The 23,094-nt window shown below is 70.2% G+C and carries 22 protein-coding genes; 11 read left to right on the top strand and 11 right to left on the bottom strand.

All coding sequences use genetic code 11. The annotated features are described in order from the left end of the window. Nucleotides 1-13: 13 nt before the first annotated feature. Genes ACPYN5_RS11555 through aztB form a run of 3 tightly spaced genes read right to left on the bottom strand, consistent with a single transcriptional unit; the run spans nucleotide 14 to nucleotide 3,053 of the window. Complete coding sequence (locus ACPYN5_RS11555; protein ID WP_424449136.1) at nucleotides 14-913, bottom strand: metal ABC transporter solute-binding protein, Zn/Mn family; 900 nt, start codon at nucleotides 911-913, stop codon at nucleotides 14-16. Further along, nucleotides 910-2,175 carry a hypothetical protein gene (locus ACPYN5_RS11550; RefSeq protein WP_424449135.1) on the bottom strand — a complete coding sequence of 422 codons (1,266 nt, stop codon included), beginning with the start codon at nucleotides 2,173-2,175 and terminating at the stop codon, nucleotides 910-912. Before ACPYN5_RS11550 ends, ACPYN5_RS11555 begins: the two co-directional genes overlap by 4 nt. Further along, a complete protein-coding gene (gene aztB, locus ACPYN5_RS11545; protein WP_424449134.1) occupies nucleotides 2,172-3,053 on the bottom strand; it encodes a zinc ABC transporter permease AztB in 882 nt (293 codons plus the stop codon). Before aztB ends, ACPYN5_RS11550 begins: the two co-directional genes overlap by 4 nt. 54 nt (nucleotides 3,054-3,107) lie before the next feature. Here aztB and aztA point away from each other — a divergent pair, with 54 nt between their 5' ends. Then, nucleotides 3,108-3,827 carry a zinc ABC transporter ATP-binding protein AztA gene (aztA, locus tag ACPYN5_RS11540; RefSeq protein WP_424449133.1) on the top strand — a complete coding sequence of 240 codons (720 nt, stop codon included), beginning with the start codon at nucleotides 3,108-3,110 and terminating at the stop codon, nucleotides 3,825-3,827. Then, complete coding sequence (gene pgi / locus ACPYN5_RS11535) at nucleotides 3,824-5,509, top strand: glucose-6-phosphate isomerase (RefSeq protein ID WP_424449132.1); 1,686 nt, start codon at nucleotides 3,824-3,826, stop codon at nucleotides 5,507-5,509. Before aztA ends, pgi begins: the two co-directional genes overlap by 4 nt. 102 nt (nucleotides 5,510-5,611) lie before the next feature. On the opposite strand, the gene ACPYN5_RS11530 is transcribed toward pgi, so the two are convergent. Further along, nucleotides 5,612-6,166 (bottom strand): helix-turn-helix domain-containing protein, encoded by a 555-nt coding sequence (locus tag ACPYN5_RS11530; protein WP_424449131.1) that lies wholly within the window; start codon nucleotides 6,164-6,166, stop codon nucleotides 5,612-5,614. Between the two features lie 66 nt (nucleotides 6,167-6,232). Here ACPYN5_RS11530 and ACPYN5_RS11525 point away from each other — a divergent pair, with 66 nt between their 5' ends. Further along, a complete protein-coding gene (locus ACPYN5_RS11525; RefSeq protein ID WP_424449130.1) occupies nucleotides 6,233-7,798 on the top strand; it encodes an FAD-dependent oxidoreductase in 1,566 nt (521 codons plus the stop codon). 82 nt (nucleotides 7,799-7,880) lie between these two features. On the opposite strand, the gene ACPYN5_RS11520 is transcribed toward ACPYN5_RS11525, so the two are convergent. Then, a complete protein-coding gene (locus ACPYN5_RS11520; RefSeq protein ID WP_424449129.1) occupies nucleotides 7,881-9,974 on the bottom strand; it encodes a glucose PTS transporter subunit IIA in 2,094 nt (697 codons plus the stop codon). A gap of 250 nt (nucleotides 9,975-10,224) precedes the next feature. Then, a complete protein-coding gene (locus tag ACPYN5_RS11515; protein ID WP_094262278.1) occupies nucleotides 10,225-10,698 on the bottom strand; it encodes an S-ribosylhomocysteine lyase in 474 nt (157 codons plus the stop codon). 227 nt (nucleotides 10,699-10,925) lie between these two features. On the opposite strand from ACPYN5_RS11515, the gene ACPYN5_RS11510 reads away from it, so the two are divergent. After that, nucleotides 10,926-11,942: an aggregation-promoting factor C-terminal-like domain-containing protein gene (locus tag ACPYN5_RS11510; RefSeq protein ID WP_424449128.1), complete on the top strand. Its 1,017-nt coding sequence runs from the start codon at nucleotides 10,926-10,928 to the stop codon at nucleotides 11,940-11,942. A gap of 95 nt (nucleotides 11,943-12,037) precedes the next feature. Here ACPYN5_RS11510 and ACPYN5_RS11505 read toward each other — a convergent pair whose 3' ends face one another. Beyond that, nucleotides 12,038-12,217 (bottom strand): hypothetical protein, encoded by a 180-nt coding sequence (locus ACPYN5_RS11505; protein WP_424449127.1) that lies wholly within the window; start codon nucleotides 12,215-12,217, stop codon nucleotides 12,038-12,040. Between the two features lie 152 nt (nucleotides 12,218-12,369). Here ACPYN5_RS11505 and ACPYN5_RS11500 point away from each other — a divergent pair, with 152 nt between their 5' ends. From ACPYN5_RS11500 to ACPYN5_RS11490, 3 genes are all read left to right on the top strand, one after another. Continuing rightward, entirely contained in the window at nucleotides 12,370-12,804 is a 435-nt protein-coding gene (locus ACPYN5_RS11500; protein WP_424449126.1) for a VOC family protein, read from the top strand. Between the two features lie 23 nt (nucleotides 12,805-12,827). Then, complete coding sequence (locus ACPYN5_RS11495; RefSeq protein ID WP_424449125.1) at nucleotides 12,828-14,066, top strand: amidohydrolase; 1,239 nt, start codon at nucleotides 12,828-12,830, stop codon at nucleotides 14,064-14,066. 84 nt (nucleotides 14,067-14,150) lie between these two features. Continuing rightward, nucleotides 14,151-15,215, top strand: coding sequence for a sodium:calcium antiporter (locus ACPYN5_RS11490; RefSeq protein WP_424449124.1), 1,065 nt, complete (start codon nucleotides 14,151-14,153; stop codon nucleotides 15,213-15,215). A gap of 64 nt (nucleotides 15,216-15,279) precedes the next feature. On the opposite strand, the gene ACPYN5_RS11485 is transcribed toward ACPYN5_RS11490, so the two are convergent. After that, the gene (locus ACPYN5_RS11485; protein WP_424449123.1) at nucleotides 15,280-15,612 is read right to left on the bottom strand and encodes a hypothetical protein; all 333 of its coding nucleotides are present in this window, start codon (nucleotides 15,610-15,612) and stop codon (nucleotides 15,280-15,282) included. Nucleotides 15,613-15,896: 284 nt separating this feature from the next. Then, nucleotides 15,897-17,696, bottom strand: a complete 1,800-nt coding sequence (locus tag ACPYN5_RS11480) for a DUF2207 domain-containing protein (RefSeq protein ID WP_424449122.1) — start codon at nucleotides 17,694-17,696, stop codon at nucleotides 15,897-15,899. A gap of 35 nt (nucleotides 17,697-17,731) precedes the next feature. Here ACPYN5_RS11480 and ACPYN5_RS11475 point away from each other — a divergent pair, with 35 nt between their 5' ends. The 3 genes from ACPYN5_RS11475 (at nucleotide 17,732) to ACPYN5_RS11465 (ending at nucleotide 19,744) form a co-directional block, all read left to right on the top strand. Continuing rightward, nucleotides 17,732-18,163, top strand: coding sequence for a MarR family winged helix-turn-helix transcriptional regulator (locus tag ACPYN5_RS11475; RefSeq protein WP_424449121.1), 432 nt, complete (start codon nucleotides 17,732-17,734; stop codon nucleotides 18,161-18,163). A gap of 271 nt (nucleotides 18,164-18,434) precedes the next feature. Next, a complete protein-coding gene (locus tag ACPYN5_RS11470) occupies nucleotides 18,435-19,403 on the top strand; it encodes a 13E12 repeat family protein (RefSeq protein ID WP_424449120.1) in 969 nt (322 codons plus the stop codon). Beyond that, a complete protein-coding gene (locus ACPYN5_RS11465) occupies nucleotides 19,400-19,744 on the top strand; it encodes an HNH endonuclease signature motif containing protein (RefSeq protein ID WP_424449119.1) in 345 nt (114 codons plus the stop codon). Before ACPYN5_RS11470 ends, ACPYN5_RS11465 begins: the two co-directional genes overlap by 4 nt. A 67-nt stretch (nucleotides 19,745-19,811) precedes the next feature. Here ACPYN5_RS11465 and ACPYN5_RS11460 read toward each other — a convergent pair whose 3' ends face one another. Continuing rightward, nucleotides 19,812-20,237, bottom strand: a complete 426-nt coding sequence (locus ACPYN5_RS11460) for an Hsp20/alpha crystallin family protein (RefSeq protein ID WP_424449118.1) — start codon at nucleotides 20,235-20,237, stop codon at nucleotides 19,812-19,814. Between the two features lie 150 nt (nucleotides 20,238-20,387). Continuing rightward, on the bottom strand, nucleotides 20,388-21,794 hold the full coding sequence (locus tag ACPYN5_RS11455; protein WP_424449117.1) for an L-serine ammonia-lyase: 1,407 nt from the start codon (nucleotides 21,792-21,794) through the stop codon (nucleotides 20,388-20,390). A gap of 89 nt (nucleotides 21,795-21,883) precedes the next feature. Here ACPYN5_RS11455 and ACPYN5_RS11450 point away from each other — a divergent pair, with 89 nt between their 5' ends. After that, nucleotides 21,884-22,960: an FUSC family protein gene (locus ACPYN5_RS11450; protein WP_424449116.1), complete on the top strand. Its 1,077-nt coding sequence runs from the start codon at nucleotides 21,884-21,886 to the stop codon at nucleotides 22,958-22,960. The last annotated feature ends 134 nt before the right edge of the window (nucleotides 22,961-23,094 follow it).

Genomic DNA, 23,094 nt, shown 5'->3' with positions numbered 1-23,094 from the left:
CCAGGGAAATGCCTCATCGGGTGAGGCCGTCGGTGATGCGCTGGAGGTTCTGGCGCATCATGTCGAGGTAGGTGTCGCCGGACTGCCCGGCCGGCGCGAGCGACTCGGTCAGAAGCGGCACGACCGACACGTCGCGCCCGGCTTCGTCGGCGAGCACCCGCATCAGCCGGTCGGGCTGCGACGAGTCGGCGAAGATCGTGCGGACGCCCGCGGAATCGATCGCGTCGACGAGCTCCTGCAGGTCGGACGCGCTCGGGGCTGCGAGGGTCGTGCCGCCCGGAACCGCTGCGCCGAGGATGCGCACGTCGTAGCGACGCGCGAGATAGCCGAAGACGTGGTGATTGGTCACGAGCGCTCGGTGTTCGGTGGGGATCGCGGCGAACCCCGCCGACATGTCGGCATCGACCGCCTCGAGCTCCGCGACGTAGGCGTCCGCCGCATCCGTCACGGCCTGCCCGCCGTCACCGGCCAGCTCGGCGAGCACAGGAGCGAGAGCGTCGACGACGCGCACGGTCTGAGTCGGGTCGGTCCAGAAGTGCGGATCGACGGCGTCGGAGTCGAGGTACCCCAGTGTCTCGACGTGGTTGCCCGCGACGAACTGGGCGACCCCGTCGTCGGCGCTGGCGTCGACGTGATGCTGCACACCCTCTTCGAGGCCGAGCCCGTTCGAGACGACGAGGTCGGCGCTGCGCATCGTCGCGGCATCCTGGGCCGACAGCTCGAACGAGTGGGGGTCGGCGTCGCGCGGCATGAAGGTCACGACGTCGAGGTGTTCGCCCGCCACCGTCTCGACGATGTCGCCGAGGATGTTTGTCGTGACGACGACCGTCGGCCGGTCGCTGCCACCGGCGGCGCACCCCGCGAGAGACGCGACGCCGACGATGAGACCCAGGGCGAGGGCTGCGCGCCTCATCGGCCGGTCTCCGTGAAGAGCGCCGGAGCGTGGTCTACGGCGAAGGTGCGGGCCACGCGTCCGCCATCTGCGGGGTCGAGCTCGAACAGTGTTCGCTCGGCCGGTCCGTTGAGGTACGTGCGGCGCTGATCGGCGACGAGGTCCACCCCGCCCGCGAGAGCAGGGTCGCCGAGCGATGCGGGCACGAGCGGTGCCGTTCGGGCGAGCCGCTCGCCGGTGGCACCCGAGAAGACGTTCACGGAGCCGTCGGCCGTCAGGGCGACGACGGTCTCATCGGCGTCGTCGATCGCCGTCACCCGGACGACGGGCTCACCCGCGTCGTGGGCCGTCCACGAGCGCTCTCGGGTGTCGAGCAGCCAGAAGGTCGACGAGTCGGTGTGGCCCGCCACCGTCGGGCGGCCCTCGCGGTTCGCGAACCCGAGCGCGCGGTTCGGTCCGTCTTCCGGGTACGGGATGCGCTCGAATGCCGTTCCCGCGGCATCCGAGACGGCCAGCACCGCGCCGTCCGCGCACCCGATGACGACGCCCACGTTCGTCGCGATTGAGCCGGCGGGCTCGACGCACGACGTGGTGCCGAGTTCGTCGCCGGAGGCATCGACGTGCCGGATCTCGCCCGACGCGGCATCCGCGATCAGCGCGCCCGACGGGATCGGCGCCACGAAGGAGCCGGGCGCGTCGAGGTCGAGCCGGAAGCTCTCGACGACGTCGCCCTTCTTCAGCGCGTCGAAGTCGAGCAGTACGGCCTCGCCGCCACCGCCGCTTTCACCGTCGCCGCCACCGCTGTCGTCGAAGTAGATGCCGACGCCGAGGTCGCTCGTCACCGTGTGCGGCGTCCCGGCGCCGGCCACCTCTCCAAGAATGCGCGCGGGGGCTTCGTAGTAGTGGAAGTGGTCGATGTGGTTCCACGTCCACACGCCGCTGTCGATGATCGAGACCTCGTCCTCGCGCCCGGCGAAGAGGAAGCGGCCCTCGCTGTCGACGGAGTCGGCCGGGGCAATCTCGCCGAGGGTCTCGGTCTGCTCGTCGATCAGGTCGAGGTGGTGCACGGCGCCGTCGGTGCCGATGCTCGTGAGGTGCAGGGCCGGCTCGGCCAGCTCGCGTGCCCCGGCGATCGCGCCGTGACCGTCGCCGACGGCATCGCCGAGGGAGGTGGGTTCGGCATCCGGTGCGGCGGACGCGTCGGAGGGGGTCGCCTGACAGCCCGCGAGCAGTGCGGCGCCTGCTGTCAGGGCGATGAGCGAGAGAGGGGCACGAGATCTCATGCGGTCCTTTCCGAGGTGTTCGGGATGACGGATGCCGGAGTGCGGCGTCCGTCCGGGCGGGTCAGGGCGCGGACGAGGGCGCGGATGCCGGTCGAGACGGCTCCCGAGCAGATCGCGGTGAAGGCGACGGTGGCGCCCGCCGCGGTGGCGGCATGCCACGACACGAGCAGGCCCACGGCGACCGACAGCGTGCCGATACCGGCCGCCAGCACCATGGTCGGGACGATGCGCCGCGTCCACTGGCCCGCCGCGACGGCCGGGCCGAGCAGCATGCCCACCACGAGGAGCGACCCGACGGCCTGATAGGCCGAGACGACGGCGAGGGTGACGAGTCCGACAAGCACGATGTGCGCGGCGCGCGGACGGAGCCCCAGCAGCTGCGCCTGACGCGGGTCGACGGTGAGCGCGACGAAGGAGCGATGCCCGAGGGCGGCGACGACGACGGTGACGACGAGCGCGGCGGCGAGCGCGACGAGTTCGGACGAGCCGATCGCCAGGATGTCGCCGAACAGGATCGCCGAAGCATCCGTCGCGAAGCTGCGGGATGCCGAGATGACGATGATCCCGAGCGAGAGACTCGCGACGAAGAGCAGCCCGATGCTCGTGTCGGCGGAGAGTCGGCCCCGACGCTGCAGCGCACCGACGCCGAGCGACATCGCCGCCGCGCTGACGGCGGCGCCGACCATCGGCGGGAACCCCGTGAGGGTTGCGACCGCGACGCCCGGAAGCATCCCGTGCGCCATCGCTTCGCCGAGGAAGGCCATGCCCCGCAGGACGACCCAGGTGCCGACGATGCCGCACACGATCGCGACGAGGGCGCCGCCGATGAAGGCGCGCTGGACGAAGGCCACAGCGAACGGGTCGAGGAGGAGGGACACAATCGATGACCCTACATGAAAGTGAGAACGGTTTTCATTTGCGATACTGGGCGGGTGTTCAGCTCGACAGTCATCCCGACCCGCCGTCGACTCGTCGCCGAACTGCGCGGGGTCACCGTCGCATTCGACGGCCACGTCGCCCTCCGCGGGATCGACCTCGACATCTCACGAGACGAGGTCCTCGCGATCGTGGGCGCCAACGGATCGGGCAAGTCGACACTGCTCGCCGTCGCCGCCGGGCTGCTGTCGCCGGCGTCGGGAACGGTCGACCGCGCACCCGGGACCCGCGTCGGGCTCGTGCCGCAGACCTCGAACGACGGAGCGCGCCTGCCCCTGACGGTGAGCGACCTCGTGGCGATGGGACGCTGGCGCGAGCGCGGCCCTTTCCTGCCGCTTCGACGCAGCGATCGCACCCGCATCGCCGACGCCATCGAGACGGTCGGGCTGACCCCTCTCTCACGCCGACCCCTGGGGCTGCTGTCCGGCGGGCAGCGTCAGCGGGCCCACATCGCTCAGGCGCTCGCGCAGGATGCCGATTTGCTGCTGCTCGACGAGCCGATGAGCGGACTCGATGCGGCATCCCGCGAAGCCGTGGCATCCGCTCTCGCGACAGTCGCGCGGACGGGTGTCGCGGTCGTCGCCGTCACGCACGATCTCGCCGAACTGGGCGAGGTCGACGCGGTGTGCCGCCTCGTCGACGGACGCATCGCCGAGGGTTCTTCCGCCGCGCCGCGTGGACGAGGACGCGACACCGGGGCTACCGTGAGAGCGTGACCGCTGCTCCCATCGATGCCACCACCACCGCCGCCTGGACCGACCTCGAGTCGCTGAAGAACGGCTTCACCCCCGACCTCCGCGGCTGGTTCGACAGCGACCCCGGTCGCGTCGAACGCCTGAGCCTGACGCTGGCCGATCTGCACGTCGACCTGTCGAAGAACCTCGTCACCGACGAGATCGTCGCCGCCCTCGTGCGCCTGGCCGAGCAGACCGGAGTCGCCGAGCGCTACGCAGCCATGGTCGCCGGTGAGCACATCAACACGAGCGAAGACCGCGCTGTGCTCCACACCGCGCTCCGCCGTCCGGCCGGCGCGTCGCCCGAGCTCGTCGTCGACGGGCAGGACATCGACACCGACGTTCAGGCCGTGCTCGAGAAGATGTCGGCCTTCGCCGATCGCGTCCGCTCGGGCGAGTGGAAGGGCGTGACGGGCAAGAAGGTCACGCACGTCGTCAACATCGGCATCGGCGGCTCCGACCTCGGCCCCGTCATGATCTCCGAGGCCCTGCGTCCGTACGCGACCGCCGGAATCCAGGCCCGGTTCGTCTCGAACATCGACCCGTTCGACATCGCGAACAAGACCGCCGACCTCGACCCCGAGACCACCCTGTTCATCGTCGCGTCGAAGACCTTCACGACGCTCGAGACGCTCACGAACGCCCGCCTCGCTCGCGATTGGCTGTGGACGGGACTCCAGGGCGTCGGCGCGATCGACGACAGCGAGGCGAAGAAGACGGATGCCGTCGCGCATCACTTCGTCGCCGTGTCGACCGCCCTTGACAAGGTCGAGGCTTTCGGCATCGACCCCGCCAACGCTTTCGGCTTCTGGGACTGGGTGGGTGGGCGCTACTCCGTCGACTCCGCGATCGGACTCTCGCTCGTGATCGAGCTCGGACCCGAGGCGTTCCGCGACCTGCTCGCCGGCTTCCACGCCGTCGACGAGCACGTGGCATCCGCCCCGCTCGCGCAGAACGTCCCGGTGCTCATGGGCCTGCTGAACGTCTGGTACACGAACTTCCTCGGCGCGCAGACCCACGCGGTGCTCCCCTACGCGCAGCAGCTGCACCGCTTCGCGGCCTACCTGCAGCAGCTCACGATGGAGTCCAACGGCAAGTCGGTGCGCTGGGACGGCACCCCCGTCACCTCCGACACCGGCGAGGTCTTCTGGGGCGAGCCCGGCACCAACGGCCAGCACGCGTTCTATCAGCTGATCCACCAGGGCACCCGCCTCATCCCGGCCGACTTCATCGCCTTCGTCAACCCCGCCCACCCCCTCACCGACGGCGGGCGCGACGTGCACGGCCTGTTCCTCGCGAACTTCCTGGCCCAGACGAAGGCGCTCGCCTTCGGCAAGACGGCTGAAGAGGTCGAGGCCGAGGGCACCACGGGGGCGCTCGTGGCGGCCCGGACCTTCGCCGGCAACCGGCCGACGACGTCGATCTTCGCCCCGGCGCTGACCCCGAAGGTACTCGGCGAGCTCATCGCACTCTACGAGCACATCACGTTCACGCAGGGCACGATCTGGGGCATCAACTCCTTCGACCAGTGGGGCGTCGAGCTCGGCAAGCAGCTGGCCCTGCAGATCGCCCCCGCGATCGAGGGCGACGAAGCCGCGGTTGAGACCCAGGACGCCTCGACCCGAGCCCTCCTGGCCTACTACCGGGAGCACCGCACGGTCTGAGCCCGGGGCGGCGCTGCAGAACTCCTGCGCTTCCGGCTCCACAGCAGCGGGGAGACCCGCTTTTCGAGCCGACCGCGGAGATCGTGCACGCCACCCGATCGGTCAGTCGCCCGCGACGTAGGTGTGCATGCGCTCGCCGGCGGCGTTGAAGATGCTGATGACCTCGGCGGGGCGCGTCCCGACCGCGCTGATGGAATGCGGGGTGCGGGTGTCGAACTCGACGGCCTCTCCCCGCGACAGCGTGAGCTCACGGTCGCCGAGCACGAGGCGGACGCGTCCGCTCAGCACGTAGAACCACTCGAACCCGTCGTGCACCCGCGGCTCGGGCGCCGCGTCGGCCGGGGGGAAGGTCACCTTGTAGGTCTGCACGGGCGAGCTCTCGCGCGTGAGGGGCGCGACGACATGCCCGTGGCGGGTCGTCGCGGGTCGTCGGACGCGCGGATCGGGATGCTCGGCGGGCACGAGATCGTCGATGCGGATGCCGAGCTCGCGTGTGAGCGGCACGAGCAGCTCGAGGCTCGCTTGGCGCTTTCCCGACTCCAGGCGCGACAGCGTGCTCGTCGACATGCCCGCCCGCCCGGCGAGCTCGTCGAGGGTCAGGCCGCGTTCCTGCCGTGCCGCGCGCAGGCGGGGGCCGATCTGTTCCAATCCGGTCATGTCCTCAGTTTGCCATTTCTGCAAACCGCTTTGCCATAGGCGCCTCCGACGCCGGATGCTGTCGTCATGCAGAACTTCGATCAGGATGTCGTCATCGTCGGCGCCGGCCCTGCCGGGCTGAGCGCCGCACAGATGCTCGGCCGCGCCCGCCGCCGCACTCTCGTGCTCGACTCGGACAGCCCGCGCAACCGCTTCGCGGAACACATGCACGCGGTCGTCGGCTTCGACGGCACCTCCCCCGCCGAGCTCCGCCGCCGTGGGCGCTCGGAGGCGGAGAAGTACGGTGTCGCCTTCCGCTCGGCGCGCGTGGAACGGGTCGGCGAGATCGAGGGCGGGCTCGAGATCGAGCTCGCGGGCGCCGAGCGCATCACGGCGCGGGCACTCCTGGTCGCAACCGGTGTGGCCGACCACCTGCCCGACGTGCCCGGTCTCGCCGCGCGCTGGGGTCGCACCGTGCTCCACTGCCCGTACTGCCACGGCTGGGAGGTGCGCGACCGCCGCATCGGCGTGCTGGCGACGTCGCCGATGAGCCTGCATCAGATCGAACTGGTGCGGCAGTGGAGTGCGGACGTGGTGGCGTTCACGGCCGCGGCCGGAGACCTCGGCGACGACGTCCGAGAGCGACTCGCGGCCCGCGGCATCCGCATCGTCGCCTCATCGGTCATCGGTGTCGTGGGCCCGGGTGACGGCATCGGTGACGATGCAGAGATCGGCGCCGTCGTCACGGCCGACGGCGAGCACATCGCGGTCGACGCGATCTTCACCGGCGGCCGCCTCGAGCCGCACGACGCCTTCCTCGCCGACCTCGACCTCGCGCGCGCCGACGGGCCGGTGGGCTCGTTCATCGCCGTCGACGCGGCGGGGGCGACGAGTCATCCGCTCGTCTGGGCTGCAGGCAACGTGGTGGTCCCGATGGCGAACGTCCCGCTCTCGATGGGCGCGGGCTCGATGGCGGGCGCCGCCGTCAACGCTGCGCTCGTCTTTCGCGACGCAGCAGCGGCGGTCGCCCGGCGCCGTGGTCACGCCGCCGACTGGGAGGCGCGGTACGCCGAGACGGATCGGGTGTGGTCCGGACGTGTGAACGAGACCACGTCGAGCGTGATCACCGAGCTCGAAGCCGCCGGTTCGCTCGTCCCGGGCACCGCGCTCGATCTGGCCTGCGGCGAGGGCGGCGACGCCCTCTGGCTCGCAGCACGGGGGTGGTCCGTCACGGGAGTGGACCTTTCACCGACGGCCATCTCGCGAGCGCAGGCCGCAGCACGGCAGGCTCGGCTCGACGCGACGTTCATCGCGGGAGAGATCGACGCCGTGGAGCTCGGCCTCTTCGACCTGGTGACGACGAGCTTCCTGCACTCGTGGGATCCGGAGTTCTCCCGTATCCCGCTGCTGCGCGAGGCGCTCCGGCGCGTCGCTCCCGGGGGCCGTCTGCTCGTGGTGTCGCACGTGAGCGCGCCGGCGTCCGCCGAGGCGCACGACCATCCGCCGTTCGCGGCTCCCGCCGAGGAGCGCGCTGCGCTCGGTCTCGACCCGGCGCAGTGGTCGGTCGAGCGCGAGGAGATCCGTGACCGCCCGGCTCCGTCCACCGGGCACCACGTCTCGGACGGCATCCTGCTGCTGCGCCGCCGCTCCTGAAACAGAACGTCGACTCGCCGGAATCGCGGATGCCGGAGGCCCGGCATCCGCGATTCGTGGCGAGTCGACGTTCGAAGGAGTGTTACTTCTCGACGATCAGGAGCGGGCTGCCGGCGGTCGTGGCGCCGAGGCCCACAGGGTCCACCGTCGCGAACGCGTCCGCGTTGAGGACGATGACCGGCGTGATCAGCGGGTAACCCGCCTTCTCGATCACCGAGCGGTCGAACGTCACCAGGGGTGTGCCCTGCTCGACGCGGTCGCCGGCCTTGACATGGACCTCGAACCCCTCGCCCTTCAGGTTGACGGTGTCGATGCCGACGTGGATCAGCAGCTCCACGCCGTTGTCGAGCTCGAGGCCGAACGCGTGTCCGGTGGGCTGGGCCGCCGCGACGGTTCCGGCACCGGGCGAGACGACGGTGTTGCCGGTCGGCTCGATCGCGACGCCCGGACCCATGACGCCGCCGCCGAAGACCGGGTCGGGCACGTCCGACAGTTCCACGACCGTGCCGTCGAGGGGCGAGGCGATCTCGAACGCGGCCGAGACCTCGTCGGTCGCGCCCGGCTTGTCGAGCGTCGCGGTCGCAGTCCCCTGCGCCGTCTGCGCCGGCGTGGAGGTCGACGACCCCGCTGCCGCCGTGGCGGTCGCGGTCGCGCCGGCCGTCGCGGCGGGCACTCCTGCCTTCGCCTCGGCCTTGTCGCGCTGCGCCTCGAACTCGGCGCGCTGTTCCGGCGTGCGGTAGTCGCTGATGATGACGAGCGCCATGGCGACGACGAAGGAGGCGAGAACGGCGATGCCGTACAGGATGACCGAGTCGAACGCCGGGATCGTCAGCAGCGACGTGAACACGAAGGCCTGCGTCTTCACGCCGCCGCCGATGCCGATGATGAGACCGCCGACGAGGCATCCCACGAGCATCCGCGGGTAGATGCGCTTGAACCGCAGGTGGATGCCGTAGAGCGAGGGCTCCGAGATGCCGCCGAGCAGGCCCGCCGCCAGAGCACCGGTCGCCGTCTGCCGCATCTGCTTGTCACGCGCGCGCCACGCGATCCACAGCACGCCGGCGGTTGCGCCGAAGCACGCGAAGTTCCACGCGCCCATGGGGCCCTGGATGAAGTCGTAGCCGAGGGTCTGGATGTTCAGCAGCATGATCGCGTTGATCGGCCAGTGCAGGCCCAGCGGCACCATGAACGGGTAGGCCAGCGGAATGACGATCGCGAAGATGAACGGCGAGAAGTCGTTGATCGAGCTGAGCAGGTTCGCCAGTCCCGCGCCGGCGTAGACGCCGATCGGGCCGATGAGGAAGGCGGTGAGCGGGATCATGACGAGCATCGCGATGAACGGCACGAAGATCAGCTGGATGTTCTCGGGGATGACCTTGCGCAGCCCCTTCCACAGCAGGCCGAGGGCTCCGGCCATGAGCAGCGGCGGGAAGACCTGCGAGCTGTAGTCGAAGATCGTCAGCGGCAGACCGAAGACCGAGATGGTCGTGATGTCCGAGCCGAGGAAGGTGATCTGCTGCGCGCCCTCCTGGTCGGCGAGCCCGGTGAAGCCCGGCAGCATCACGACCGCCATGATCGCGAAGCCGACCCACGGGTCGGCGCCGACCTTCTTGGCGGCGTTGTACGCGACCATCAGCGGCAGGAAGATGAAGACGCACTGCCACATCAGGTTGACGAACTGCCACGACGGCTCGAGCGTCACACCGGGAGCGTTCCAGGCCGGGATGACGCCGAGGGTCGCCATCAGCGCCATGAAGGTGATGAACAGCGAGGCGCCGAGCAGCGCGCCCAGGATCGGGCGGAACGAGTCGGAGAGGAACTCGAAGAGCGAGTCGAGCCAGGCGACCTTGCCGCGCGGGCCCTTCGCGCGCTCGCGCGCCTTCACCGAGTCCATGTCGTCCTCGTCGACGGCGCCACCGCCGGTCCCCGACATGGCCGGGAGCGCGTTGATGTCGTTGTAGACGTTCTGGACCGCGCCTCCGATGACGACCTGGTATCGGTTGCCTGCCTGAGGGACGGCTCCCATGACGCCCGGGATCGCCTCGACCGTCGATTGATCGACGTTCGAGGAATCGCGCAGTTGGAACCGCAGCCGCGTCGCGCAGTGCGTCAGACTCTCGATGTTTCCGGGACCGCCGACGGCGTCGACGATCGATTCAGCGGGGCTTGTCGCCATTGCTCTTCTCCTGTTCCCCGACGGATGGTCGAAGTTCTCCGCCCGGAACTCTACTCTGAGAATTCGCCGGGAACGAGGGGTTGACCGGTCGTGGCCTGACCACACTCCCTTCCGCTCCCCCGGATGAAGGATTCCGGGCACCGCGAGAGAGCGGTGCGGCAGAGGTCGCGAGCATCGCCGCGCGCCTCGCCGACGCGAAGGGAGCGCTGCTGACGGGAAAAGGTCCCGAACGAAACGGATCCGGTGCGGGTCACACTCCGACGCGCGAGAACGCGTCGAGGCTGATGCCCTGGTCGAGCACGGTCTTCGACCACTCGCGCGCCGAGTGCAGCGAGTGATCGCGGTAGTTGCCGCACTCCAGGGCAGAGACGCCGGGGATGTCGGACTCGACGGCCTCGTCGGCGATGAACCGCAGGCTGCCGGTGAGCGCGGCGACGACGTCGGCGACCTCGGGCTCGCCCCACATCAGCAGATGGAAACCGGTGCGGCATCCGAACGGGGAGATGTCGATGACGCCGTCGATGCGGTCGCGCAGCAGACCCGCCAGCATATGTTCGATGGTGTGTATACCCGCCGTGGGGATCTCGCCGGCGTTGGGCTGAACGAAACGGACATCGAAGTTCGTGATGGTTCCGCCGCCCGGTCCGTGCTCGACACCGATCCGACGGACGTACGGGGCGAGCACGGCGGTGTGGTCGAGCGTGAAGCTCTCGATCTCTGCCATCTTTTCCTCCTCGATTCGAGCGGATGCACGGGCAGCGCGGGCCGCCGTCCGGCCAGGGTATCCCGCCGCGGAGACGGTCCGGACGGTGGCCGCTCCCAGGTTACGTCCAGGGAGTGCCCGGGACTCGTCCAGACTGACGGCGCAGACTCGGGGAGTTTTGTGCGTCCGCCCGAGACGCCCGCCGCCTCGCGCGGTGCCCGCAACACCGAAGGACCGCCCCTGTTCGCATGACTTCTTCGTCGAGCCAGCCCACCCGCCGCGATCTGCGGCGATCCACCTCCGCAACCCGCCGCGTCCTCCGCCCGGCCGCCCTCACCCTCGGGCTGGCCGTCGGCCTCACCGCGGTGGTGGGAACGACGGCATCGGCGGCACTCCCCACGGCGTCGGGTGCGGCACCGGTCATGCAGCGCGCGGCGCTCGTGACCGCAGCCGCCACGTCGACCGCCGAGCCGCTGAGCGCGATCGAGCAGGCGACCTCCGACGCCGTCGCGGCCGCCGAGGCCTCGGTCGTCGAGGCGGCGACGGTGACCGGCGACGTCTCGGCGGCCGCTCTGCCCATCGAGGGCGAGACGACCATCGACACCGCGCAGCTGCGCGAGCGCATCGCGGGCCTCCAGGACACCGACGTCATCCCGACCCTCCTCCTCCCCGACCTGACCGAGAAGCTGGCCGACGAGGCTGACGACGTGCAGGCCGCCACGGCGGATCTGCGCGGCCGTCTCGAAGCCGCTCAGGCCCAGAAGGCCGCCGAAGAAGAGGCCGCGCGCATCGCCGCCGAGGAGGCCGCCGCAGCCGAGGCCGCCGCACAGGCGCAGGCCGAGGCGGATGCTGCAGCCGCTGCCGAGCGACAGAGCAGCTCGCGATCCACGTCTTCCTCCTCGTCGTCCTCGTCGTCCCCCGCGCCGACTGCCTCGGCGGTCGCGTCGACGGGCGACAACTCCCCCGGTGCCGCGCAGCAGGCCGCGAGCAACATGCTCGGCGACTTCGGCTGGGGCCAGGACCAGTTCTCGTGCCTCGTCTCGCTGTGGAACAAGGAGTCCGGCTGGAACTACCAGGCCTACAACAGCGGCAGCGGCGCCTTCGGCATCCCGCAGGCGCTCCCGGGCAGCAAGATGGCCTCTGCCGGTGGCGATTGGCGGACCAGCGCGGTCACGCAGGTCCGCTGGGGCCTCGGCTACATCTCCGGCCGCTACGGTTCGCCGTGCGGCGCGTGGGGTCACTCGCAGTCGGTCGGCTGGTACTGATCCTCACCGCGGACGCTGAACGAAAGCGCACGTCCGCACGGTCCGCTCACGCGGAGACCGTGCGGACGTGCGCTTTCGGCGTTCTGTGCCGGCTTTCAGTTCTCGTCGGGCTCGGTGGCGGCGAGGTGATCGGCGTCGATGCTCGACACCTGGGAGTCGTCGGCATCGCCGTCGAGGACGTCCTCGCCACCGACCTCTAGCGTCGGGGCCTCGTCGACCGGGTCGACGGGCATTGCGCCGGGGGCGACGAAGGGCACATTTCCGTTGAGGCTCATTCTGGTTCCTCCTTGTCCTGCGTGGAACGCCCACGCTAGGCCGACGCGCGGACGCGGTCAGCCCCGTTGTCGTGCGACGGAGGCGGGTGTAGCGGCTCGGTGTGCCGGTGTCGGTGGGTCGGAGTACCGTCGGTCGCGACGAGGAGGTCACCATGAACAGGCTCGGAAACATCACCTTCTACGCAGACGACCCGCGGGCGCTGTCGCACTTCTGGTCCGATGTCTTCGGCTATCCGCGACTCGACTGGCCCGACGACATCCGCCGGCAGCAGCTCGCAGCGGGTCTGACCGATGACGATCTCGACCGCCGCGGGCTCGCCGAAGACCCCGAGGGTCGCGGCCCGCGCCTCTACTTCCACCACGCGGACGGCGGAAAGCGGGGGCGCAACCGCCTGCACATCGACGTCACGGTCGCTCCCGCCGACGGCGAGCACCGCGCGACGTCCGCCGCCGTCGACGCCGAGAAGGACCGGCTGGTCGGCCTCGGGGCGAGCGTCGTCCGGCTCGTGGAGCAGCAGTGGGGTGCCTGGCCCGAGCGCTACTGGCAGATGCGCGACCCCGAAGGCAACGAGTTCTGCCTGCAGTGACCGCCCGACATAGGGTCGAGGGCATGGCCCCCCGCATCCTCGCCGTCGTGAACGGCCGTATCGTTCCCGTGTCCGCACCCGTCATCGAGGGCGGCACCGTGATCGTCACCGACGGAGTCATCACCGCGGTCGGCGGCGCCGAGACCACCGTCCCCGACGGCGCCGAGGTCGTGGATGCCGGCGGCCGCTGGGTGCTGCCCGGTTTCGTCGAGGCGCACGGCCACCTCGGCGTCCACGAAGACGGCGAGGGGTGGTCCGGCAACGACACCAACGAGATGACCGACCCGAACGGCGCGCGCTTCCGAGCGCTCGACGGCATCGACATCGACGAGGTCGGCTTCCGCGACGCACTGCGCGGCGGCGTCACCTCCGTCGTGATCAAGCCCGGGTCGGGCAACCCGATCGGCGGACGCACCGTCGCCATCAAGACGTGGGGCGGGCGCACGGTCGACGAGCAGGTCATCGCCGAGAACGTGTCGGTGAAGTCCGCGCTCGGCGAGAACCCCAAGCGGGTGTACGGCGACAAGAAGCAGACGCCCTCGACGCGGCTCGGTGTCGCCTCGGTGCTGCGCGACGCCTTCGTCGGCGCCCAGAATTACGTCGCCAAACGGGATGCCGCGGCCGCCAAGGGCGAGCCGTTCGAACGCGACCTCGGCAAGGAGACGCTCGCGGAGGTGCTCGACGGCACGCTGCTGTGGGATCAGCACAGCCATCGCCACGACGACATCGTGACCGCGATCCGTCTGGCGGAGGAGTTCGGCTACCGACTCGTCGTCAACCACGGCACCGAAGGGCACAAGATCGCCGACGTCCTGGCCGAGAAGGGCATTCCGGTCATCTTCGGCCCCATGCTCACCTCGCGCTCGAAGGTCGAGCTGCGCGACCGCGCCATCGGCGCCCTCGCCCTGATCGCCGCAGCGGGGGTGACGGTCGCCATCACGACCGACCACCCCGTGGTCCCGATCGACCAGATCCGCCTGCAGGCGATCCTCGCCGTGCGGGAAGGACTCCCGGCGGATGTCGCCCTGCAGGCCCTGACGACGAACCCCGCCGCCATCCTGCGGCTCGACGATCGCGTCGGCGCCCTCGAACCCGGGCGCGACGGTGACCTCGTCGTGTGGTCCGGCGACCCGCTGGCCGTCGAGTCCCGTGTCGAGCACGTGGTCATCGGTGGCACAACGGTGCTCGAGACGACGGCTGACGGTCAGGAGCACATCGTCGAACGGTGGGAGCGGTTCGGTCGCAGCAGCTGGCTGCGCTGAGCGCGGCGGCCGGTTCCGCGGAGTCGCTTCCCCCGCCGGCGCAAGAGGTACATCCACGCGCACGTTCGGGTGTGCACTGAGGGCATGTCCGCCCTGCCCCTCTGGCTGCTGCTCCTGATGTTCGCCGGCGCCGCCGCGATCGTGTGGGTCGCCGGCATCCAGCTGTCGAAAACCACGGATGTCCTCGACGCGCGCTGGCACATCGGCAGCGCGTTCGGCGGGCTCATCGTGCTCGCCGTCGCCACCAACCTGCCCGAGATCGCCATCACCGTCAGCGCTGCGGTGTCGGGAAACCTCGAGGTCGCCGTCGGGAACATCCTCGGTGGCATCGCCCTGCAGACGGTCGTGCTGGTGATCCTCGACGTGTTCGGCAAACGCGGGCGCGGAGTCCGACCGCTGACGTACCGCGCAGCATCCCTCGTGCTCGTCCTCGAGGCCGTCGTGGTCGTGGCGGTGCTGACCGTCGTCATGGTGGGCAGCCAGCTGCCGGGAGATCTCATCGTCGCCCGGCTCACCCCCGACGTCGTGCTGATCGCCGCGATCTGGCTGGTCGGGCTCGTCCTCGTCCAGCGCGCCGGAAAGCACCTCCCCTGGCACGAGAACGGCACCTCACCCGGAGCCGGCGAGCACGATCCGGGGCACCGCAGGACGAAGCCGCAGCATCCTCATCACTCGATGCGGACGGGCGCCGTCGTCGCGATCTTCGCCGTCGCTGCCCTCGCGACCCTCGGCGCCGGGGTCGTGCTCGAGCGCGTCGGCGATGCGATCGCCGACGGCATCGGGCTGTCGGGCGTTATCTTCGGCGCGACCGTGCTCGCGCTCGCGACCGCGCTTCCCGAGATCTCGACCGGGCTCCAGGCGATGCGGCAGGGCGACGACAACCTCGCGATGAGCGACATCTTCGGCGGCAACGCCTTCCTGCCCGTGCTGTTCCTGGTGGCCACGCTCATCTCGGGTCAAGCGGTGCTGCCGCAGGCGAACGGCGCCGACATCTACCTCACCGCCCTGGCGGCGCTGCTGACCCTCGTCTACGTCGTCGGCCTGATCTTCCGACCTGCGAAGCGGATCGCCGGCATGGGCATCGATTCGCTGACCGTGCTGCTCCTCTACGCCGCGGGCATCGCCGGGCTCTTCGCCGTCACAGGCTGAGCACGCCTCGTTCGCTGAGGACGTCGCCGCCGGAGGGCCGCCGGGCTGCCACCGGGCGGAACGCTCAGACCTCGTCGGGCCGAGGCGACCGCACGGCCCACCCGACACGGCGCAGAGCGTCGGCGAGGCGCGCAGCCTCGGTCGCGGCGACGTCCCACGACACGTCCGAGCACACATCGACGGCGAGCGGAGGCGGATCGGCGAACCTCGGGATCTGCACCTCGGCCCAGACGCCTCGCCCCAGCCCGACGCGCGGATAGGCCGTGCCCGCGTTCTCGATGGCGCCGTCCGAGACGAAGGCGATCGTCTCGAGCGCGTCGGGTTTCGCGATGGGCAGATCGACGACGAGCGTGACCACGAAGGGTCCGCCGGCGGTGTCTCGACCGTGTGCGTGCACGCGCTCATCCTGACAGACCGGTGACGCGCGAGGGCCGGGACGCTGAGGCACCGGCGACTCGGGTCGATGTTGCCGATGATTACGAAGAGATAACGGAAAACCCTTGCTCGTCGTTATCTCGCCGTTATGGAGTGCTCGCACGGTAGCTGTTTTGCTGTGGCAGCCACCGGCATGTGATTGCAGGAAACTCTTGGTGCAAAGGGACGAGGGTCCGACCGAATGCCTCTTCGGTCGGACCCTCAACTGCGTCCGGAGCGTGTGTCGACCGGGCGCGTGACGACCGGTCAGGTCCCGCCGCCACCACCACCGCCGCCTCCCCCGCCGGCCGACCCGCCGCCGCTCGACCCGCCCGACGTCGACGACGACGATGAGGCGCTGGACGACAGGGTGCCGATCCCCGCCGCGAACGACGAGGCGTCGAAGGCTCCGGAACCGGCGTACCAGATCGGGGCCGCCACGCCCGCGGCCGCGTAGAGAGCGGTCAGGTGCCGCGACCACTCCTTCTCCAGCCCGAACACCACGGCGTAAGGAAGGAGCCGCTCGTAAAGATGCAGCATCTGCCGGGGGTCGTCGGTGTCGACCTGCCGCCGCTCGGCGCCCCGTGGCGACTGGAGGGCACGGATGCGGTCCTCCTCGGCCCAAGCGATGAAGGTCTTCAATCCGGCGAGGTGGTCCCGGAGCTCGGCGCCGCGAGCGGACAGCGGCACCGCGGCCATCGCGAATAGCACGACGAAGAACGACGCGAACGCGAGCACCAGCAGAGCGACGGGAACCGCGGGGTGCACGAAGCTCGTCAACGCGAGCACGCCGAACACGACGACCAGCAACACGGCGACCGACCATGCGGCGATCGGCCACGCGCGTGCACCCGCCGCGACAGGTCGGTACATCCCCCGCTGTTTGAGGTCGTCGCCGGCGGCCTTGAGGATCTTCTGGGCGACGGTCGAGAAGCGCGTGTCCGACGACCCGAACTCATACTCGTCGCCGGGTTCACCCGCAGGGAACAGCCCGTCGAGCAGCATCCTCCCGTCGTGATCCGCGAGGGAGGGATCGACGAGCTGGGCTCGGAGCTTCGCGGCGCCCCACCGGGGCTTCTCACCCTCCACGATGCGGATGGACCCCACGATCGCCTGCTCGAGCACCTCAGCCGGGATGGCCTTCGAGGTCTGCCCGAGCAGCACTGCGGATTCGAGGGCATCGAGGCCATCCGGCGGCGTGTACTCCGCGACGATCGTCGGCCGTCCCGGCTCATGGCGCAGGTGGCGTCGCCGGTTCCGGACGGCCCATCCCGTCGCCCCGGTCAGCAGCGCGGCCGCACCCGCCTGGAGCCAGCCGAACGGTGATGCGAGGAACGACGTGTCGTACGTCTCGAATGCGCCCGCTTCGAAGCCGACCGCGAGGGTCAGCGTCTCGTGCGGGGCGAGATCGCTCGCCGATGCCACGATCGTCGCGCCGTCGGCCGACGCGGCGATGTTCGCGCAGGCGGTCGTGGCGCCCTCCTTGCCGGCGTAGCAGGCCTGACGTCCGGCGAGGGACTCCGCGAGCGCTGGATCGAGACGCAGCGTGGCTGTCACCTCTCGAAAGGGCTGGTTCCAGTCGGTGCCGTTGACGTCCCAGAAGAACTCGAGCCCGGTGTCCGGAAAGTCCCAGACGACGTTCTCGAGGTCGTAGGTGAAGACGAAGGTGTTGAGCCCGTGGAGGTAGGCCGAGTCGCGGGTCAGGATGCCGAACGTGCCGTCCTCGCTGTCCGTCTCGACCGGGCGCGGCTGACCCCGCTCGTCAGTGACCGATATGAGGCGAGGATGCAGCGGCTGCCCGTTGTACGTGTCGGGGATGAGTCGACGCATGCCCCGGTTCTGATCCACCTGCGGGAAGTCCGCGACGAACGTCTCGACCACGCGCATGCGCGCGGTGCCGTCGTCGTCGCGGGAGAGGGTGTAATCGACGGTGAGCGAGTCGAAGACGAACGCGTCGAGATCCGTGGTCTCGTCCGCTGACGCCGCGGCGGGACCGGCGACGCCGAAGAAATATCCGATCAGCGCGAGGATGAGTACCACGAACGCCGCTCGCGTGCGCCGGATCATGCCGACCAGCATAGGCGGGCAGTAAAGTTGTCGCCATGAGCGATCGTCGTCGTGCCGTGGCGGCCTGGGAGAGCCTCTTCCGTGCGCAACACGAGATCTTCGACGACATCAGCAACGACTTCATGAGCGACGAGCTCAGTCAGGCGGAGTACGACGTCCTGCTGACGGTCACGCGCGGCGCGGGTCACCGCGCACGACTGAGGGACGTGACCGCCAACATGCTCATCAGCCAACCGAGCGTGTCTCGACTGGTCGACAAGATGGTCTCGCGCGGCCTCATCACGAAGTGCGGCGATCCGACCGACGGGCGCGGCGCGATGCTCACCGCGACGCCGGAGGGCGTCTCGGCCTTCCGCCGGCTCGCGGCCGCGCACGGTCGGTCGATCGCCGAGCGCATGTCGGTGTTGTCGACGGACGAGCTCGAGCAGCTCGAGCAGCTCACGACGAAGCTGCGCCGCTCGTCCTGACGCCTCGCGTCCTGACGCCTCGCGCGGGTCGGACGTCTCGCGGGTCTCGCGGGGTCTCGATTCCTTCCCGACAGAGCGCTGTTTCGAGTCATCCCCATGCGTACATAGTTTCGATCCCAATGTCGTACCCCAGTGTCATGATGGGAACATGTCATCGAGGGGCAGTGACAGGTCCGGGGTCGGCAGCGGCCCGGGTGGGTCGCCGCATGCCGAGGCGTTCTCCGTATTCACCGAAGCGTTGGACCTGGTTCACGCTGCTGACATCGCGCGGATGCGGGCACTCGCGGAACTGGGCCGGTCGGCGTTGCGCGAAGCGCGCCGCGAGGGCGTGCGGGGCATGGCGTCCGACATGGAGCTGCGATCGGTCGCCGCGGAAGCCGCAGGGATCGCCCGGTCGACAGATCGTCGCTTGCAGTTCGAAATCGACCACACGATGACCGTTGTCGACGACTACGCGGCGGTGTTCGCGGCGTGGGTGGCGCGGCGCATCGAGCGTGGGCACGTGGATGTGATCGTGCGCGCCGGCGCGGGGGTGCCCGAGGACGTGCGGACCGAGTTCCAGCAGGCGGCGATCGCTGTGTGCGAACGAGACGTGCCCTCGCGCGTGAGGGGCGCGCTCGAAGCATTGGCGGCACGGCTCGTCCCGCGGACCTTCACCGAACGGCATAGGGCGGCCGCCGCGGAGCGGTGCGTGCGGCTGTTCCACGGGGCCGACGGGATGTCGAGCCTCGTCGCCAACCTGCCGACCGTCATCGCGGCCGGGATGCTCGATCGACTGACGCAGATGGGACAGTCGGTGAGGGACGCGCGGGCGAATGCTGCGGGGGCGGGTAGCGCCGGGCTGAGCGGGACGACTGCGGTTGCGACCGCGGGCTCCAGCGACGCGGGCGCTGGCGAGGTGGGCACGGGCGAGGCGCCGGATGTGCGGACGATGGATCAGCTGCGCGCCGACATCCTCAGCGACCTCCTGCTCGGTGGGGCGCCCGTTGTCGACCCCACGTATGGGAGTGATCGGGCGGGCGGGCTCGGTGCGATCCGCGGGCGGGTGCAGGTCGCTGTCACCGCCGAGACGTTGGTGGGGAAGGACGAGCACCCCGCCGAGGCGGTGGGGGCCGCGCTGATCGACGCCGACACGGCGCGTCAGCTCGCGGGGCAGGTGTCCGAGTGGGACCGGCTCTTCATCGACCCCTCACCCGCACCCCCGTCGAGGTCGACACCTACCGGCCGACCGCGTCGATGAAGAAGCTCCTCACCGCCCGAGACCAGCACTGCCGGTTCCCCGGATGCCGGCGGGCGGCGATCCGGTGCGAGATCGACCACACCATCGACTACGCCAAGGGCGGCCACACCCACATCTTCAACCTCGCCCACCTCTGCCAACGACACCACTCCATGAAGCAATTCACGAAGTGGGAGGTCCGGCAGATCGGCGGCGGGGTCCTGGAATGGACCTCACCCCTGGGCCGGGTCTACCGCGAAGACGTCCCGATACCGGCGGTGTGCTTCACCATCGACACCGCGGATCCTCCACCGGGTGGCGACATCGGCGGGGCGTCGCCGGATGGCGGGCCGCCTTTCTGAATCACGACCACGCAAGAGGGCGGCCGCCGCCCCCGAAGGAGCTGCGGCCGCCCGTTGCGCAGCGCGATCAGTTCTCGATCGGCACCACCGGCGCGGCGGCGTCGGTCGTGACCTCGACCTTGCGCGGCTTGGCCTTCTCGCTGACGGGGATCGTCACCGTGAGCACACCGTTGTTGTACGTCGCGGCGATGCCCTCGGTGTCGACGCCCTGGCCGAGGTTCAGCTGGCGCAGGAAGCTCGCGGCCTCGCGCTCGCGCGTGATCCACTTGACGCCATCGCCGCTCGCGAGCGTGCGCTCAGCGCGGATGGTCAGCAGCTGGCCGTCGACGTCGATGTCGACCGAGCCCGGGTCGATGCCCGGCAGGTCGGCGGTCATGACGTAGTGGTCGCCGTCACGGTAGAGATCCATCGGCATGCGGCGAGGACCGCGGCGCGTGTCGAAGAGGCTCGAGGCGATGCGGTCGAGGTCGCGGAACGGGTCGTAAGAAGCCATCGTTCTTTCCCTTCTCTGGTTGTTCGTGTTGAGATCTGAAAGTTGAGTCTTAGCGGCTCAACTGCATCCAGATTAGCACTCTGCCCCATCGAGTGCCAACGGTTCACGCACGGCGAACATCGCCCCGATATCGGGGCGCACGAGCGGCGATCAGCACTCGACGACGTTGACCGCGAGACCGCCCTCGCTCGTCTCCTTGTACTTGTGCGACATGTCGACGCCCGTCTGACGCATCGTCTCGACGACGGCGTCGAGCGACACGTAGTGCCGCCCGTCGCCCCGCAGGGCGAGGCGGGCGGCGGTGACAGCCGTCGACGCCGCGATGGCGTTCCGCTCGATGCACGGGATCTGAACGAGCCCTCCTACCGGGTCGCACGTCAGCCCCAGGTGATGCTCCATCGCGATCTCCGCGGCGTTCTCGATCTGGGCGTTGGTACCGCCCATGACGGCCGTCAGACCTCCCGCCGCCATCGCGCACGCCGAGCCGACCTCCGCCTGGCAACCGCCCTCCGCTCCCGAGATCGAGGCGTTGGCCTTGAACAGCGACCCGAGCGCCGTCGCCGTCAGCAGGAACCTCCGGATGCCGCGACGCCGGTCGAGGTGTTCGGGCGCGAGCATCGATTCCGCTGCGAAGCGCCACCAGTACATCGCCACCGCCGGCAGGATGCCGGCCGCCCCGTTCGTCGGCGCGGTGACGACGCGTCCCCCCGATGCGTTCTCCTCGTTGACGGCGAGCGCGAAGGCCCCGAGCCACTCTCCCGGCAGCTCCCGCCCGCCCGCAGCCTCGGCAGCTTCGAGCTGAGCACGCATCGCGCCGGCCCGGCGCCGCACCTGCAGCATCCCGGGAAGCGTGCCCTCGGCACGCAGCCCCGCCTCGACGCACTCCGTCATGGCATCCCAGATCGCGTCGAGCCCCGCAGCGACCTCGGACTCAGGTCTGAGCGCCTCCTCATTGCGTCGCGCGAGCCCCGCGATGCTGAGCTGCTCTCGTTCGCACAGCGCCAACAGCTCGGCGGCGCTCCCGAACCGGTAAGGCCACACGGCACCACCATCACGTCCGCTCCCCGCGCCGGCATCGCCGTCGCCGGCCCGCCGGATGAAGCCGCCCCCGACCGAGAAGTACGTCTCGCTCGCCACGACCACGCCCGCGGCATCCCAGGCGGTCAGCGTCATCGCGTTCGGATGCTGCGGCAGCCGCGTGCGCGGCTCGAGCGTCACGTCGCTCCGGGAGAAGGCGACCGGATGCACGCCCGCGAGCAGCAGCGGCGCGCCGTCGGGCCAGCCCGTCCACGCCCCGCGGACGGCGTCGGGGTCGACCGTCTCGGGCACATGACCCTGCAAACCCGCAACCACGGCGTCCGGCGTGCCGTGACCGATACCGGTCGCGCCGAGCGACCCGAACAGCACGCAGCCGACGCGGGCGACCTCGCCGAGGCGCCCCGCCCTCTGCAGCGCATCGACGAAGGTTCGAGCCGCGCGCAGCGGTCCGACCGTATGGGAGCTCGAGGGTCCTACACCGATGGAGAACAGCTCGAACGCCGAGACGTAAGCGCTCACGCATCGAGGGTACGTCAGCAATTGCCGCGCGCGGTCGGTCGCGTCAAGGGCATGCCGCGGGAACAGCCGCGGGCCTATCGTTTCGGTCGATGACCACCGCACCTCACCCCCGTCTGGCGTCGCTCAAGACTGCGGCGCGAACTGCCGGCGGGGAGGCCTTCGCCGTCTCCCGCCTCCTGCTCGCCGGCAAGGCTGCTCTCGCTGCCGCCATCGCGTGGTATCTCGCCCCGTACGTGCCGTTCGCGCACGACGAGTACTCGTACTACGCCCCGCTCGGCGTGCTCGTGAGCATGTACCCCACGATCGCCGACTCGGCCAAGGCCGGACTCCAAGCGGTCGCCGGGCTGGCCATCGGCATCGCCATCGGGCTCGCCGGGCTGTGGATCGTCTCGGGTTCGAGCCCGCGGATCGCCGGGGTCGCGATCGTCGTCGGCGTCGGGGTCGCGATCGGCGGCATTCGCGCGCTCGGCGCCGGCAAGGACTGGATCGCGATCGCCGCCCTGTTCGTCCTGCTCCTCGGCGCCAACGACGCGAGCGGCTTCTCCGTCTCGTACCTCGTGACGATGGCGTTCGGCGTGATCATCGGCGTCGCCGTCAACCTCGCGATCGTCCCGCCCCTGTACCTGCGTCGCGCGTCCACCCGTCTGTCGCAGCTGCGCGACGCCGTGTCGGACCGCCTCGAGATGCTCGCGACGTCGGTCGCGGACGGAGCGCCGACCGACCCGACCGGTCAGAACTACCTCGAGGAGATCCTCGAGGCCGTCTCGACCGACGTCCGTGAGGCCGCTCGCAGTCGCAAGGCCCACCCGCTCGCCCGCCGCCGCCGCGGAATCGAGACCGAGAACAACCGGCGTCTGAAGGCACTCGAGAACACGGTCCGCCAGACCATCGAACTCGCCGCGGGCATCGACGCCCTCCCCACGACCCCCGACGCCGCACCCGTGCGCGCCGAGCTCGCCGAGGCCGTCCGCGCCACCGCACGGGCAGTGGCGAGCCCGCTCGGCGATCCCGCCACCGCAGAATCCGTCGAGGAAGCCGAGAACGCTCTCGCTCGCGTCGTCGAGATCGTGCCGCCCCGCCACGACGGCCGCATCTCGCCGTGGACGCGGACCGCTGTCGACCTGAGCCGCATCATTGAGGCCGCGCGCCCGTTCGATGCGCCCTGACCCCGTGCCGCGTCCGGCTCCAGGTCCGGGTCCGACATCCGCCTCTCCCAGCGTTCTCCCATCGAACCGGACGATCCATCTCGGGTGCTGCTCCGAATAGACCCTCGTGCCGCTGGTGCGTGCACTTCGCCACC

The sequence above is a fragment of the Microbacterium arborescens genome, from assembly GCF_049707515.1.
In the GTDB taxonomy this organism is placed as follows: domain Bacteria; phylum Actinomycetota; class Actinomycetes; order Actinomycetales; family Microbacteriaceae; genus Microbacterium; species Microbacterium arborescens_B.
Note: the sequence above shows the minus strand (reverse complement) of the source record. Positions and strands in the feature narration are given on the sequence as shown.